Origin of the sequence: Lysobacter luteus (assembly GCF_907164845.1) — a bacterium.
Taxonomy (GTDB): Bacteria; Pseudomonadota; Gammaproteobacteria; order Xanthomonadales; family Xanthomonadaceae; genus Novilysobacter; species Novilysobacter luteus.
The window spans coordinates 31350-45697 of the sequence record NZ_OU015430.1; the positions used below are offsets into that span (position 1 = coordinate 31350).

15 protein-coding genes are annotated in these 14348 nt (G+C 70.4%); 11 read left to right on the forward strand and 4 right to left on the reverse strand.

Features of this window, described 5'->3' with window-relative positions; all coding sequences use genetic code 11:
- The first annotated feature begins 21 nt into the window (after window positions 1–21).
- Window positions 22–1404, forward strand: a complete 1383-nt coding sequence (mnmE, locus tag KOD61_RS00160) for a tRNA uridine-5-carboxymethylaminomethyl(34) synthesis GTPase MnmE (protein ID WP_215219081.1) — start codon at window positions 22–24, stop codon at window positions 1402–1404.
- Between the two features lie 162 nt (window positions 1405–1566).
- On the forward strand, window positions 1567–2598 hold the full coding sequence (locus tag KOD61_RS00165; protein ID WP_215219082.1) for an energy transducer TonB: 1032 nt from the start codon (window positions 1567–1569) through the stop codon (window positions 2596–2598).
- 85 nt (window positions 2599–2683) lie between these two features.
- On the opposite strand, the gene KOD61_RS00170 is transcribed toward KOD61_RS00165, so the two are convergent.
- The 4 genes from KOD61_RS00170 to KOD61_RS00185 all read right to left on the reverse strand — a co-directional run bounded on the left by KOD61_RS00170 (window position 2684) and on the right by KOD61_RS00185 (window position 7044).
- Window positions 2684–3877, reverse strand: coding sequence for an ABC transporter permease (locus KOD61_RS00170; RefSeq protein WP_215219083.1), 1194 nt, complete (start codon window positions 3875–3877; stop codon window positions 2684–2686).
- Window positions 3874–4620, reverse strand: coding sequence for an ABC transporter ATP-binding protein (locus KOD61_RS00175; RefSeq protein WP_215219084.1), 747 nt, complete (start codon window positions 4618–4620; stop codon window positions 3874–3876). The genes KOD61_RS00170 and KOD61_RS00175 overlap by 4 nt, the downstream gene beginning before the upstream one ends.
- A gap of 64 nt (window positions 4621–4684) precedes the next feature.
- The gene (locus KOD61_RS00180; protein ID WP_215219085.1) at window positions 4685–6205 is read right to left on the reverse strand and encodes an alpha/beta hydrolase; all 1521 of its coding nucleotides are present in this window, start codon (window positions 6203–6205) and stop codon (window positions 4685–4687) included.
- Between the two features lie 113 nt (window positions 6206–6318).
- Window positions 6319–7044, reverse strand: coding sequence for a ferredoxin--NADP reductase (locus KOD61_RS00185; protein ID WP_215220215.1), 726 nt, complete (start codon window positions 7042–7044; stop codon window positions 6319–6321).
- Between the two features lie 250 nt (window positions 7045–7294).
- Here KOD61_RS00185 and KOD61_RS00190 point away from each other — a divergent pair, with 250 nt between their 5' ends.
- The 9 genes from KOD61_RS00190 (at window position 7295) to KOD61_RS00230 (ending at window position 14345) form a co-directional block, all read left to right on the forward strand.
- The gene (locus KOD61_RS00190; RefSeq protein WP_215219086.1) at window positions 7295–8287 is read left to right on the forward strand and encodes an ABC transporter ATP-binding protein; all 993 of its coding nucleotides are present in this window, start codon (window positions 7295–7297) and stop codon (window positions 8285–8287) included.
- On the forward strand, window positions 8284–9054 hold the full coding sequence (locus KOD61_RS00195; protein WP_215219087.1) for an ABC transporter permease: 771 nt from the start codon (window positions 8284–8286) through the stop codon (window positions 9052–9054). The genes KOD61_RS00190 and KOD61_RS00195 overlap by 4 nt, the downstream gene beginning before the upstream one ends.
- Before the next feature lie 100 nt (window positions 9055–9154).
- Window positions 9155–9616, forward strand: coding sequence for a hypothetical protein (locus tag KOD61_RS13070; protein ID WP_215219088.1), 462 nt, complete (start codon window positions 9155–9157; stop codon window positions 9614–9616).
- A 257-nt stretch (window positions 9617–9873) separates the two neighbouring features.
- Entirely contained in the window at window positions 9874–10143 is a 270-nt protein-coding gene (locus tag KOD61_RS00205; protein WP_215219089.1) for a pilus assembly protein, read from the forward strand.
- A 139-nt stretch (window positions 10144–10282) separates the two neighbouring features.
- Window positions 10283–11746, forward strand: a complete 1464-nt coding sequence (locus KOD61_RS00210) for a pilus assembly protein TadG-related protein (RefSeq protein WP_215219090.1) — start codon at window positions 10283–10285, stop codon at window positions 11744–11746.
- Window positions 11746–12630 (forward strand): hypothetical protein, encoded by an 885-nt coding sequence (locus tag KOD61_RS00215; protein WP_215219091.1) that lies wholly within the window; start codon window positions 11746–11748, stop codon window positions 12628–12630. The genes KOD61_RS00210 and KOD61_RS00215 overlap by 1 nt, the downstream gene beginning before the upstream one ends.
- The gene (locus tag KOD61_RS00220; protein WP_215219092.1) at window positions 12627–13469 is read left to right on the forward strand and encodes a hypothetical protein; all 843 of its coding nucleotides are present in this window, start codon (window positions 12627–12629) and stop codon (window positions 13467–13469) included. The genes KOD61_RS00215 and KOD61_RS00220 overlap by 4 nt, the downstream gene beginning before the upstream one ends.
- The gene (locus tag KOD61_RS00225) at window positions 13453–14127 is read left to right on the forward strand and encodes a hypothetical protein (protein WP_215219093.1); all 675 of its coding nucleotides are present in this window, start codon (window positions 13453–13455) and stop codon (window positions 14125–14127) included. The genes KOD61_RS00220 and KOD61_RS00225 overlap by 17 nt, the downstream gene beginning before the upstream one ends.
- Window positions 14124–14345, forward strand: a complete 222-nt coding sequence (locus KOD61_RS00230) for a hypothetical protein (protein ID WP_215220416.1) — start codon at window positions 14124–14126, stop codon at window positions 14343–14345. The genes KOD61_RS00225 and KOD61_RS00230 overlap by 4 nt, the downstream gene beginning before the upstream one ends.
- Window positions 14346–14348: the final 3 nt, after the last annotated feature.

The window sequence follows — 14348 nt, forward strand, 5'->3', positions numbered from 1 at the left end:
GACATTCCGCACGGGCCAGCCATGACCGACCGCGACACCATCGCCGCCATCGCGACCGCCCCGGGGGCCGGTGGCGTCGGCATCGTGCGGCTGTCCGGCGGCCACGCGCGGGCCATCGGTGAGGCGATCGCGCGGCGCACCCTGCGGCCGCGCCACGCCCACCACGCGCGGTTCCACGACGCCGACGGCAGCACTCTGGACGATGGGATCGCGCTGTATTTCGCCGGGCCGGCCAGCTACACCGGCGAGGACGTGGTGGAGCTGCAGGGGCACGGCGGCGTCGCCGTGATGCAGGCCCTGCTGGCACGCTGCTGCGCACTCGGCGCGCGGATCGCGCGCCCGGGCGAATTCAGTGAGCGCGCCTTCCTCGAAGGCCGGCTCGACCTGGCCCAGGCCGAGGCGGTGGCCGACCTGATCGCGGCCGGCGACGCGCGCGCGGCCCGCGCGGCACGGCGTGCGCTGGACGGTGAGTTCTCGCGCCGGGTCGATGCGCTGGCCGCCGACTTGCTCGCGATCCGGGTGCACGTTGAAGCGGCGATCGACTTCGCCGACGAACCGCTCGACACCCTGGGTGGTGACGCGCTGCGAAAGCGGCTCGCGGCAGCGGTCGACGCACTCGATGCGCTGCTGGTTGCCGCGCGACGCGGCCGGCGCCTGCGCGACGGACTGCACGCGGTGATCGTCGGCCCGCCCAATGCCGGCAAGAGCTCGCTGCTCAACGCGCTGGCCGGCAGCGACCGCGCGATCGTCACCGACATCGCCGGCACCACACGCGACCTGCTGCATGAAGTCGTGCGCATCGATGGCGTGGAGCTCTCGCTGGTCGACACCGCGGGCCTGCGCGAGGGCGGCGACACGATCGAACGCGAGGGCATGCGCCGCGCGCACGAGGAACTCGCCCGCGCCGACCTGGCGATCGTGGTGCTCGATGCACGCGACCCGGTCGCCGGGTGCGAGGCGGTCGCCGATGCGATCGCGGCGGTCCCGCAGCGCCTGTGGATCCTCAACAAGGCCGACCTGCTGGCGTCGGCGACCGATCCCGATGCATCGGCGTCGTCGCTGCCCGCCGCTATCCCGCGGTTCGGCGATGACAGACCGCCATTGCTGCTTTCCGCGCTGAGCGGTGCCGGCCTGGATGGCCTGCACGCACGCCTGAAGGCGCTGGCGGGCGACGAGTCGGCGGAGGGCACGGGCGCGTTCACCGCGCGTAGCCGCCACGTGGATGCACTGGAGCGCGCCGCGGCCGAACTCGCCGACGCCGGCGGCCACCTCGCGCACGAGTCGCTGGACCTGGCTGCGGAAGCTCTGCGCTCCGCCCACGATGCGTTGGGCGAGATCACCGGGCGCGTCCATGCCGACGACCTGCTCGGGCACATCTTCTCGAGCTTCTGCATCGGCAAGTAGGTGTCCCGGACCCGCCGGCCGGGCGCTTGGCAAAGTGTGACGGCTGTCATTTTTCGGATCCGGCCGACGGTCCGTGCGCCGGCCCTGCTTGACAAAGGCCTCGCGCTGTCGTGACCTTGTGCCTGTGCGCCCACACGGCCGCACTTCAGGGGGAATTCCGTCATGATCGTTTCAAACCGCGAACGGCAGCCGAGCCGTCCTTTTGCCGTTGCAAGACTCTCGCTGGTGCTGGCCGTCGGGCTGGCGCTGGCCGCCTGTGGCAGCGAGGAGGCGCCGGGGGGCGCCGCCCCGGCCACGCCCGCCACCACCGCCGAAACCCAGGCGCCACCCGTGCCGACTGCCGAGACCGCCGTCTCCGACGCGGTCAGCGCGCTCAGCGTGGACGAACTGCGCGAGGCCGCGCGCAAGGCCTACGGCGAGAATCGCCTGTACGCCCCGGTCGAGAACAACGCGGTCGAGTACTACCTCGCGCTGCGTGACAAGGCGCCGGATGACGCCGGTGCATCCAGTGCACTGACCGACCTGTTGCCGATGACCGTCATCGCGACCGAGCAGAGCATCACCCGCGAGGACTTCAACGAGGCCCGCCGGCTCGCCGCACTGGTCGAGAAGGCCCAGCCGACCCATCCGGCGCTGGACCGCCTGAAGACCAACATCGAGGCACGCGAGAAGGCCGCCGTCGCGCGCGTTGCCGCCGAGGCCACCAGCGCCGAGGAGCAGGCCGCGCGCCAGGTCGAGATCGAGCGCCAGCGCCTGGCCGACCAGAAGCGCCAGCAGGAACAGGCCGCGCGCGAACTGGCCCAGAAGGAGGCCGCCGACAAGGAAGCCGCCGAAGCCAAGGCCGAGTCCGATCGCATCGCCCAGCAGCAAGCCGAGCAGCGGGCCGCCGAACAGCGGGCCGCCGCCGCCCGTGCCTCGGCCGCTGCCGCCCCGACCGCCGCCGACCTGCGTCCGCTGTCGATGGCCGCGCCGACCTTCCCGCGTGATGCGTTGCGCGCCCGCCAGACCGGCGAGGTCGTGGTCGAGTACACCGTCGGCACCGACGGCTCGGTCACCTCGGCGCGGGTCGTGCGTTCGGAGCCGGCGCGGGTGTTCGACCGTGCAGCGCTCGATGCGGTGCAGAGCTGGCGCTTCCAGCCGATCTCGGCGCCGGTCACCACCCGTCGCGCGATCGGCTTCAATCCCGGCGGCTGAACCACACCGGCCGCGCCCAGCGGACCGGCCAAACGGAAAAGCCCGGCAATCGCCGGGCTTTTCCTTTATCGGCAGGGCGTGTTGCTCACCCGGAGATCGCCAGCTTCTCCTGGTGGTAGCGGCGCACCGCCGCGAACCACAGCACCGCCGCCAATCCGAACCCCGCCGCCAGGTAGATCGTCCAGGTCTGCGGGTCCACCGGTTCGGCCCGGATCACCTTCTGGATCATCTGGTTCTGGGCCAGGAAGGGCACCGCGAACTGCCACGGCTCGTACTTCAGCGGGTTCACCGCCAGCAGCATGATCGGCAGCATCGGCAGCAGCATCAGCCAGGTCATGTGGCTCTGCGCCTCCTTCATGCTCTTGGAGGCGGCCGACAGGTAGCTGAGCAGCGTGGTGCCGATGAACAGCATCGGCAGCAGGATCAGCAGCAGCTTGGCAATGGCCGCGAAGCGCACGTCCAGCATCTGCGCCATGCCACCGGCGAACTGCGCGCTGAGCTTGAACGCCAGCAGCGTCAGCAGCAGCGAGGCGATGCCGACCAGGCAGGCGGCGATCATCTTGCCGCTGACGATCGCCCCGCGCGAGGCGGGCGTGGCCAGTAGCGGCTCCAGCGACTGCCGCTCACGTTCGCCGGCCGTGGCATCCATGATCAGGTAGGCGCCGCCCAGGAACGACATCAGGATCAGCAGGTACGGCAGCAGCATCGACAGCAGCACGCCACGCTTGGCTTCCGGCGTTGCCAGGTCGCGGCTGCCCAGCGCGATCGGCTGGGTCACCGTGGCGTCTATGCCGCGGGCATACAGCCGCAGCGCGCCGACCTGGCCGGCATACGCCTGCAGGGCGGCCTGCAGGCGCTTGACCGGAATCTCGGCGTTGCGGCGGGTGCTGTCGTGGACCACGTCGACACGCGCCGGCCGGCCCGCGCGCCAGTCCTCGGCGAACGCCGGGTCGACCGACAGCGCGGCATCGAAGGTCTGCTCGCGTATCGCCGCGTCGACGTCGGCCGGCGGCTCGGCCACCTCGATGCCATGGCCGGCGAGGAAGGCCACCAGGTGCGGTGCGTGTTCGGCACCGACCACCGGCACCTTGAGGGTCTCGTCGAGCTGGGTGCGCGCGCGGCTCTCGGCCATCGTGCCGATGCCCAGCATGATCGCCGGGTACAGCAGCGGACCCATCAACAGGGTCAGCGCCAGCGTGCGACGGTCGCGGGCGAAGTCACGCAGCTCCTTGCGGGCGACCGACCACAACTGGCGGAAGAATGCGTTGCCGGTGCTCATGCGTGCAGGCCCTCGTCGGTGCCGATCGCCTTGACGAAGGCGTCCTCCAGGTTGGTCTCGCCGAACCGCTCGCGCAGTTCGTCGGCGGTGCCCGAGGCCACCACCTGGCCCTTGGCGATGATGACGATGCGGTCACACAGCGCGGCGACCTCCTGCATGATGTGGCTGGAGAAGATCACGCAACGGCCCTCGGCGCGCAGCTGGCGCAGGAACTCGCGCATCGCGCGGGTGGTCATGACGTCCAGGCCGTTGGTCGGCTCGTCCAGGATCACGTTGCGCGGGTCGTGCACCAGCGCGCGCGCGATCGCGGTCTTGGTGCGCTGGCCCTGCGAGAAGCCCTCGGTCTGGCGATCGAGGATCTCCTCCATGTCCAGTGCGGCCGACAGCGCCTTCGTGCGCGCATCGATGTCGGCCCTCGACATGCCGTGCAACTCGCCGAAGTAGGCGATGTTCTCGCGCGCGGTCAGGCGCTTGTAGACCCCGCGCGCGTCGGGCAGCACGCCCAGTGCGCGCCGCACCGCGGTCGGGTTGGCGGCCGTGTCGATCCCATCGACGCTGACCGAGCCGCTGTCGGGCGTCATCAGCGTGTAGAGCATGCGCAGGGTGGTGGTCTTGCCGGCGCCGTTGGGGCCGAGCAGGCCGGTGATCTCGCCGTCCCGCGCCTCGAAACGGACGCCGTCGACGGCCTTGACCACGCCGGTCTTGGTCTTGAATGACTTGTGCAGGTTGTCGGCGGAAATCATGCGGTCGGTTCCTCATGCAGCCGGTGCTGGCGCGGCGCGTGGCGAAGGGCGGGTCGGACGCGGCTCACGGCGACCACCCGTTGAAATGCACGAACGGCGGCACGTAGGTCAGCGGCTCCAGGCACGACGCGTCGAGCGCCTTGGCATCGGCGCTCTCGATGAACTGCCCGAGCAGCTTGGGCATGCAGCCGACCGGGGCGACGTTGTGGCCCTGTCCCTCCAGCACCAGGTGGCGGCCGTTGGCCAGGTGGGCGGCGACGCGCTCGCCGTAGCGCGGCGGCGTCACCGGGTCGAGCTCGCCCGACAGCAGCAGCACCGGCAGGTCGGACTCGAACGGACGATGGAACCCCTCCGGCGCCTGCCCGTGCGGCCACACCGAGCACGGCGCGAAGAACGCCTGCGCCAGCTCGCTGCCGACGATGGTCTCGCCGTCGGCTGCGTCGGGCCGGTAGCGCCCGGCATCCTCGGCGCACAGCACCGACCATTGCATGCCGCGGGTCATCTGTCCCTGCATCTGCTCGCCGCTCATCTGCACCAGCGACATCAGCGGCGCGTAACGGCCGTTGGCGGCCTCGTCGATCATCAACGGCAGCAGCGACGCGGTCTGCGGGACGTAGGAGAACATGAAGGCCAGCCCGCCGACGGCGTCGGCGGTGACCGTGTCGCGCCGCAGCTGGCCGGTGCGCGAGTCGCGGTACTCCACCTCCACCGGCGCCGCCTCCAGGCGCTCCATCACCGTCCGCAGCTGCTCGCGCATGTCGACCGGGTAGCGTTCGCGGCAGTCGGGCAGCGCGCGGCAACGCTCGGACTGCAGCGCCAGCGCGTCTTCGAGGGTGCGGGCGAACTCGCCACCGACCACCAGGTCGTTGGGCGCGACGCCGTCCAGCACTACCGTGCGCACGTGGTCGGGGTGGGTCATCGCGTACTGCTGCGCCACCCGCGTGCCGTAGGACACGCCCACCAGGTTGACCTGTTCGACCCCGAGCGCGGCGCGCACCGTGTCCAGGTCGCGCACGGCGTCGGTGGTGGTGTAGAAGCGCGGATCGGCGCGGCCTTCCAGCCCGGCGGCGCACTTGCCTGCGAACGCGGCCATCGCCTCCGGCGTTGCCGCGACCATTGCGTCGAGTTCGAGCGGCGTGCCGTCCGCCGCGCGGCAGTCGAGCGGGTTGGAGCCGCCGGTCCCGCGCTGGTCCACCAGCACGATGTCGCGCTGCTTGCCGACGTCGGCCAACATGCGCTGGACGGTAGCGGCGTGTTCGGTGGCGGCCTGGCCGGGGCCGCCGGCGAGGAAGAACACCGGGTCGCCGGTGCCGACCGCGCTGCCCTTGTTGGCCGGCAGCCAGGCCAGCTGCAGGGCGATGCGGCGGCCGTCAGGACGTGACGGGTCCTCGGCGACCTCGAGCGTGCCGCATTGCGCGGCTACCGGTTCGACACCGGCCGCGCCTTTCAGCGCACACGGTTCGAATGCGATGTCGCCGAAGCGGGCGGCGCCAGCCGGCGGCGCATCGGCCGGCCCACAACCGGCCAGCAACAGGGTCGCCACCGATGCCGCGAGCGCGGCCGGCAGGAAACGGGTCGTATGCATGGATCCCCTCTGGTCCAAGGCCAATCGCCTCAGGATGACAGACGGGGGTCGCGCGGAGAACGTGACAAAGGTCGGGGGGAGCCGGGACTCCCGGGCCGCGTCCGCCGGCGTCGCTACTTGCTGCTGACGTACTTCTCGCGACGGATCTGCTTGACCTCCAGGCCGCTCTCCTTGAGCGCCTCGAAACAGCTGTCGACCATGTTCGGGTTGCCGCACAGGTAGGCGATGTCGCCGTCCGGGTCGGGGGCGAAGTCCGGCAGGAACTGCTGCACATAGCCGTGGCGTACATCGGCATGGGCGTGGGGCGAACCTGCCGCCGGCAGTACGCGCGAGAAGCACGGCACGAAGCGGAAGTGGTCGGGGTGGCGATCCGCGAACGCACGGAACTCGTCGCCGTACAGCAGCTCGTCCGGGGTGCGCGCGCCGAACAGCAGTACCACCTGGATACCGCGTTCGGCGATCGCACGCTCCAGCTGCGGCAGCATCGCCCGGTACGGGGTGACGCCGGTGCCGGTGCCGATCAGCAGGTAGCGCCGGTTGGTGTCGGCCGGCACCAGGCAGAAGCGGCCGAACGGCCCGCTGGCGTCGACGGTGTCGCCCGCATCCAGCCCTTCGAACAGCGCGGTGGCGGCGCCGCCGGGCACGTAGCTGACCGCGATCTCGACCGCCTCGCCGGGGCCCATCGCGTGGTCGTGGATGGTCGCAAGCGAGTAGGAGCGCTTGGTCGCGGTGCCATCGGCGTACTGGAAGTGGACCTGGATGAACTGGCCGGGGATGAAGTCCAGCGGCGCGCCGTCGTCGCGCACGAACACGTAGTGACCGACGCTCGGGGCGAGCATGCGGCGCGAGACGAGTTTGAGGGGGAAATGCTGGATTGCCACGGGGACCTTCGGATTCGCCTGCCCGGGAGGATCCGCGGAACAGTGTGTGCACGGGGTGGCCGGGCCGCGGCCACCGGGCCGCCTATACTACCGGGGATCGCCGCAGACCCCGCCCAGCCGCCCACGGGCCGGCACGGCGGACCGCACGTGCGACAGGCAGAAACACCAGCACGAACACCAGTACCAGCACCGGCAAGGCCAAGACCCGATGACCCAGAACCAGGCGACCGCCGCCGCGCCGGACACGGCCGTCCCGGCGCTGTCCGTCCGCGACCTGCGCAAGACCTACGACAACCACGTCGAAGCCCTCAAGGGCGTGTCGCTCGACGTGGCCGAGGGCGACTTCTTCGCCCTGCTCGGGCCCAACGGCGCCGGCAAGAGCACCCTGATCGGCATCGTCAGTTCGCTGGTCAACCTGACCTCGGGCTCGGTCGAGATCTTCGGTACCGACATCCGCCGCGACCGCGACGCGGCGATGCGCCTGATGGGGCTGGTGCCGCAGGAAATCAACTTCAACACCTTCGAGCAGCCGCTCGACATCCTCGTCAACTACGCGGGGTTCTACGGGATCCCCCGCGAGGTGGCGTTGCAGCGCGCCGAGGAGGAGCTCCGGCGCGCGCAGCTGTGGGACAAGGCCCGGATGATGAGCCGGACGCTGTCTGGCGGCATGAAGCGCCGGCTGATGATCGCCCGCGCGATGATGACGCGGCCGCGCCTGCTGATCCTCGACGAGCCCACCGCCGGTGTCGACATCGAGATCCGCCGCGGCATGTGGCAGACCCTGCGTGAGATCAACGCCGCCGGCACCACCATCATCCTCACCACCCACTACCTCGAGGAAGCCGAGTACCTGTGCCGCAACCTGGCGATCATCGACCGCGGCACGATCGTCGCCGCCGGGCCGATGAAGACCCTGCTGGCCCGGCTCGACGTCGAGGGATTCGTGCTCGACATCGACGGTGCGCTGCCGGCGGTGCTGCCGGAGATCGAAGGCACCACCGTGCTGGCGCGCGACGACCACACGCTCGACATCGAGATGCCGCGCGCGATGGACCTCAACCGCGTGTTCGCCGCGCTTGGCGATGCCGGCATCAGGGTGCGGTCCATGCGTACCAAGAGCAACCGGCTGGAAGAGCTGTTCGTGCGCATGGTCGCCGCCGGCGAACCGGCCACGGCGACGTTGCCGGAGGCGCGAGCATGAGCCACCCCAACCTGGTCGCGCTGGGCACCGTCGCGCGCCGCGAGATCAGCCGGATCCTGCGCATCTGGGCCCAGACGCTGGTGCCGCCGGCGATCACCATGACGCTGTACTTCCTGATCTTCGGCGGGCTGATCGGTTCGCGGATCGGCACCATGGACGGCATCGCCTACATGGACTTCATCGTCCCCGGCCTGGTGATGATGAGCATCATCCAGAACAGCTACGGCAACATCGCCTCGTCGTTCTTCGGCGCCAAGTTCGGTCGCCACGTCGAAGAGCTGCTGGTCAGCCCGATGCCCAACTGGGTGATCCTCGGTGGCTACGTCGCCGGCGCTGTCGCCCGCGGGCTGGCGGTCGGCGCGATCGTGCTGCTGATCGCCTCGCTGTTCACCGACGTGCGGGTGCCGCACCCGCTGGTGACGCTGGCCACCGTGCTGCTGGGCGCAACGATCTTCGCCCTGGCCGGCTTCGTCAACGCGGTCTACGCCAGGAAGTTCGACGACATCGCGATCGTACCGACCTTCATCCTGACCCCGCTGACCTACCTGGGCGGCGTGTTCTATTCGGTCAAGCTGCTGCCCGGCTGGGCCGAGGCGATGACCCACGCCAACCCGATCTTCTACATGGTCAATGCGTTCCGCTACGGCCTGCTCGGGGTCAGCGACGTGCCGCTGTGGATCGCGTTCGCGCTGATGGTCGGCTTCGTGGTCGGCCTGACGGCGCTGGGCTTGTGGCTGCTCAAGCGCGGCACCGGCCTGCGCAGCTGAGAACCCGTGCCGCGCCCGCGCGGCGGCTCCTTCGTATGATGGCCCGTCGCCGGCCGGCCCCCGCCGCCGGCGACATTCCCTGTCATCGAAAGGAGTCCGCATGTCGCTGTTCCGACCCACCCTGCTGGCCGCGCTGGTGTTCGCCGGCCTGACCGCCTGCAACGATCCGGCCGCACCGTCGACCGAAGTCGCCGCCCCGGCGCCCGACGCCACAGCGCCGGCCTCGGCCGCCGAGACCCCCGCGACCGCCGCGACCGCCGCTGTCCCGGCCGGCGATGCCGCCGAGCTGGACGCCCGCCTGGTCGAGCTCGGCTGGGCCGGCGCCGCCGCGACCACCCACGCCTACGCGCAGGCCTGCGGCGCCAGCGCCGGCCAGCTGGAAGCCCACAAGGCCGCCCAGCGCGACCAGGCCATCGCCATGGGCAGCGAGGCCGGCGAGTTCGACCGGCAGTTCGCAGAAGCCCTGACGGTCGCCACCCGGCGGGTGGAACTCGACGACGTGGCGATGTCCGACGCCTACCGCGCCGAGACCTGCGAAACCACTCTCGCCAGCCTGCGCTGACCAACCCGGCCAGCCGCGCGTCGCCTCAGGGCGGCGCGCGGCTTTTTTTGTGTGCTCGCAGGTAAAAAATTCGCTGAACAGGCAAATTTTGGTGAAACCTGTCACAAAACGGCCGATTGTCATTTAACTGCCGTTGACTTGGAGGGTCGCCCTTGTAGGCTCCCGATCGCCCCCGCACGGCAATTTGCGACGCAACGTGTCAGTCGGGGTGATGCAGGAAGACGTTCCGCCGAACCTTTACGCAGGGAGATCAACCAATGCAGATCAAGCACCTCCGTCTTGGTGCCGGCCGCCAGCGCGGCCAGGGCATGACCGAGTACATCATCATCACCGCGCTCATCGCCATCGCCGCCATCGCCGCCATCACCGCCTTCGGCGGGACGGTCCGCAGCGGCGTCGCCGGCATGGCCAAGGAGCTGTCGGGCGAAAGCGCGACCCAGTCCATCAACCGCGCCCAGAACACCGCCAGCGACGCACAGACGGAAGCGGACAAGACCAAGGGAATGGACGCCTACAACAACAAGTAGGCGTTGCAGCGCATCGGTGCCCCGCCGGGGGCACCGACCTCGGGGATGCGTCGTCAGCGACGACGTCCCCCACCCGATTCCAGGATCTCCCGACCGCGGGCGCAGGCCCGCGCGTCGCCGCCGTCGCGAGGTGACGGGCATGCCAGCCCCTTTTCCCCACCGCAGCTTCACCGCCCCCGGCGCACGTCGGCACCGCGGCCAGGCCCTCGTGCTGGGCGTGGTGTTCCTGCTGGTGCTGGCGGTCGGCACCGTGCTGCTGTTCAACACCGGGCAGGTGGTCCACCGGAAGGTCCAGCTGACCAATGCGGCCGACGCCGCCGCCTACAGCGTCGCGGTGCAGCAGGCGCGGGCCTGGAATTTCGCCGCGTACATGAACCGCGGGCGGGTGGCCAACGAGGTGGCCGTCGCCCAGTTCGTCAGCATCTATTCGTGGATCAACCACTTCAACCAGGCCGCGTTCAACCTCAAGACGCTGTTCGAGGCGCTGAGCCTGATCCCGTTTCCGCCGGTGGCAATACCCGCGCGCCTCCTGGCGACCGGCTTCAAGGTCGCGGACCAGGGCCTGAAGGCGGCCCGCCGGACCGCCCAGCCGATGATCCAGGGTGCGATCACGCTGCTGGACGAGCTCAACGGCTTCTACGCGGGCGCGGCGTCGCTGGCGATCACCTTTGCGTCCAAGGCCGAGTCGGTGCATATCGCCAACACGGTGCTCAAGGGCAATGTCGACCGGGCCCGCCTGAGTGCCCTTGGGGCCGGCGTGCTGGTCGGCCAGCTGGTGGATTCGCAGAACCGCTTCCTCGACTTCCACCGACTTCCGCGACGCGGGCAGAGCGAGGCGTTCAACCGCTACCGCAACGTCGTCATGCAATCGCGCGACGGCTTCAGCTGGGACCGCAGCCAGTCGCTTGGCGCGCTGATCAAGTTCGCGACCTACGGCGGCACCGACATGGTCGAGTACAACCGCTGGGCGGCGCTGGACACGATGCAGGTCAAGGTCGACCTGCCCAGCTGGCTCGGCATCGACGACATCGACGTCCCGGTCGGCTGGGGTGGCGCGCAGGCGGTGACGACCTACCGCGGCCAGCGGTTCCTGCCGGGCTTCAACAACAACCGTGGCTGGCGTTCGCCGTTCGACAACCGGCGCTACGGGGTCTACGGCGGCATGAATCCGCGCGACCTCGTCAGCCGGGCGGCGGCCAACGACCCCAACGTGTCGGTCCATGGTGGCAAGGCCAGGGGTGCGTACTTCACCGGCTACAACGGCCTGCGTGACTACCACGACCTGAAGGCAACGAAGAAGGGCCGGTTCGGCGAAGGCCCGGTGTTCACGGTCGAGGCGACGGTGGACATGAGCGAGGCCCGGACCAGCACTACCGTCGGGCTCGCCAACGGCCGGATGGCGCTGGCCGAGCAGACCGCGCGCATCTCCGCGCTGGCGTCGGCCGAGGTGTACTTCGAGCGGCCGGTGTCGCTGGACATGTTCCGGCGCGAAGACGGCCTGCGCGAATGGGGCAGCCTGTTCAGCCCGTACTGGCAGGCCCGGCTGGTCGAAACCCCGGCGGGTGTGCGCAATGCGCTGGGCCTGGCGGGCGGGGCAACGTGATGCTCGCGCGTGCCACCATGGCCCGGCTCTTACTGGTGCCGGCACTCACTGCCGCGTTGCTGGCCGCCTGCAGCGACGGCCCGGCTGCGCAACCCGGGGACGTCGCGAACGAGGCTGCGCAGACCGCCGCTGCCGGCCCCACGGACGAAGGCGCCGTGGCGGACTGGCCGGCGATCCACCTGGACCAGGTGCATGAACTCGTGGTCGAGGGCGCCAATGCCGCGCAGCGCGATTACCGGTTCGCCTTGGCGCGCTGCCGCGAAACCGGCTGGCCGGTCCGCGAGCTGACCGCGGCCGAGCTCGAGCGGCTCGGGACGACCCGGGTCCGGATCTGGGCGTCACCGACGCTGGAAGTCGTCCGCGACGAGCAGTGGACGCTCGGGCTGGAGGACGGTGCGCCGGTCGACAGCTGCCTGTTCCGGCTCGAGCATGGCGGGCGCTACAGCTACGCCGACGGGTCGGTCGAGATGAGCCGCGCGCTGGGCGACGATGCCGCTGCCGGCGACAGCGCCGAACCGGTGGCGGGCGGCGAGATACTGCCGCGCTTCCCGCTGGATCCGTCCGCAGGCGGGGCGGACGGCTTCGAGGCCATCGGCGAGCGCCAGGTCGCCGGGCAGGCGTGCCGCGCGTGGCGCGGACGCAGCGTGGATGGCGAGATCGAACAATGCCTGTGGTCGGGCGGCCGGTCGTTCGGGTTCAACGACCAGGCCGTCGGCGAGGGCTGCAGCCCGGCCCGGCCGGTCGAAGCGAGCCTGGAGTCGATCGTGCTGGCGCAGGAGCCGGTCGACGGCAAGGGTTGCCGCATCCGGACCCGCACCTTCACCGTCGGTGATGCGCTGGACCGCGATGCGTACGCGCCGCCCCCGGCTGGAGCCGGCGCATGAGCAGACGCGGCTTCCGCGGGATGCGGAACGTGCACGGGGCACGCCGCGCGCAGCGTGGGCAATCGCTCACCGAGGTCGCGGTCATGGGCGCGGTACTGGTTCCGCTGTTCCTGCTCGTGCCCGTGCTGGCCAAGTACATCCACCTGCAGCACAAGGGTGAGCAGATCGCCCGCGCATCGGCGTGGGAAGCCACGGTCGCCAAGGACTACGGCGTCCCCGAGCGCGCACGGACGGAACGGCTGCTGATGGCCCGCCACTTCGCGCCGGCCGACCAGCCCATCACCAGCAACCTGCCGGCGCCGCCCGCGGCCAACGCGGTCGTACCGGACCTGTTCCTCAATACCTTCAGCAACCAGCCGCTGTTGCGGAATGCGGACGTCGAACTCGGCGCCTATCGCAACCGCGGCGCGCCGGGCTTCATGGACGACGTGCTGGAGATGGCCGAATCGTTCCCGGGCGAGTTCCCGCCCAACAGCGAGGGGCTGATCGAGACCCGCGTGTCGATCAACCCGCAGAACCTGCGCACGGCCGACGGGCGTCCCGCCGCCTACCTGGCGCCGTTCGATGCCATCAACCTGCGGATGGAGTCGCGCCAGATGCTGTTGGCCGATGCCTGGAACGCGGCCGGCGCAGGCAGCGGCGGCTCGCCCCACCGGCGCAGTGTGCTCGCCCAGGTGCGCACTCTGGTGCCGACCGCCTACCTTGGCGGCGTGCTGCCCGACTGGGACTTGCCCGACTCCATCCCGGTCATCGGCGTGCTCGATGACCTCGAGATCGGCCACATCAAGCCGGATGTCGTCCCCAAGCCGCGGTTGGAGCCGTATGCCCCGCGGCGGTGAGTGGCGGGCTGCCGCGTTGGCCGGACTGCTCGCGCTGCCGATGACGGTGGCGGCGACCGCCTGGCCCGACGTGCCGCTGCCCGATGGTGCGCAGAGCATCGAGGTCGCCGGCGAAATGCTGTTCAACGGCCTGCCGATGAGCACCCGCAAGTTCCGCACGCGCATGCGGCCGGAAGAGGTGCAGCGGTTCTACCGCGAGCAGTGGGCCGGCGCGGTGGTCGAGGACGACCTGGGCACCGGCACGGTGATGGGCCACCTGCAGGGCCGGCACTACATCACGGTGCAGGTCGAGGCCGTCGGTGGCGGCACCGAGGCCACGGTGGGCGTCATGGACACCCGCGCCAAGCCATCGAAGCAACGGCCGGGTGATTGGCTGGTGCAACCGGCCAACACCGAGGTGCTGAGCGACGTGCAGTACCTGGACCTGACGGGCCAGCCGCGGACGCTGGCGCTGCGCAACACGCTCAGTCCGAGCCAGAACTACCTGTTCTACCGGAGTCGGCTTGCCGCCGACGACTGGAAGCCGGAGGGCGCCGGATGCTCGGTGATGGCCAGCCAGTGCCTGGTCGAGTTCAGCCGCGGCGGCGAGCACCTGTCGCTGGCGATCCAGCGCGAAGGCGGCAGCACCACCGTGCTGGCCAACCGGACCGGACGATGAACCAGCCGATGACAGGGGGTCACCGCACGCACCGGCCGTGGCGACGCCGCCGGCTTCAGGCCGGCCAAGGGCTGGTCGAGTACAGCGTGCTGCTGCTGTTCGTCGTGTTGGTACTGGTGGCCAACCCCAACGTGATCCTCGAACTCGTCCAGGCCATGCGCGATGCCTACGTCGCGTTCGTCGACGCGCTGTCGCTCTCCTGGATCCCACTGACCTGATGG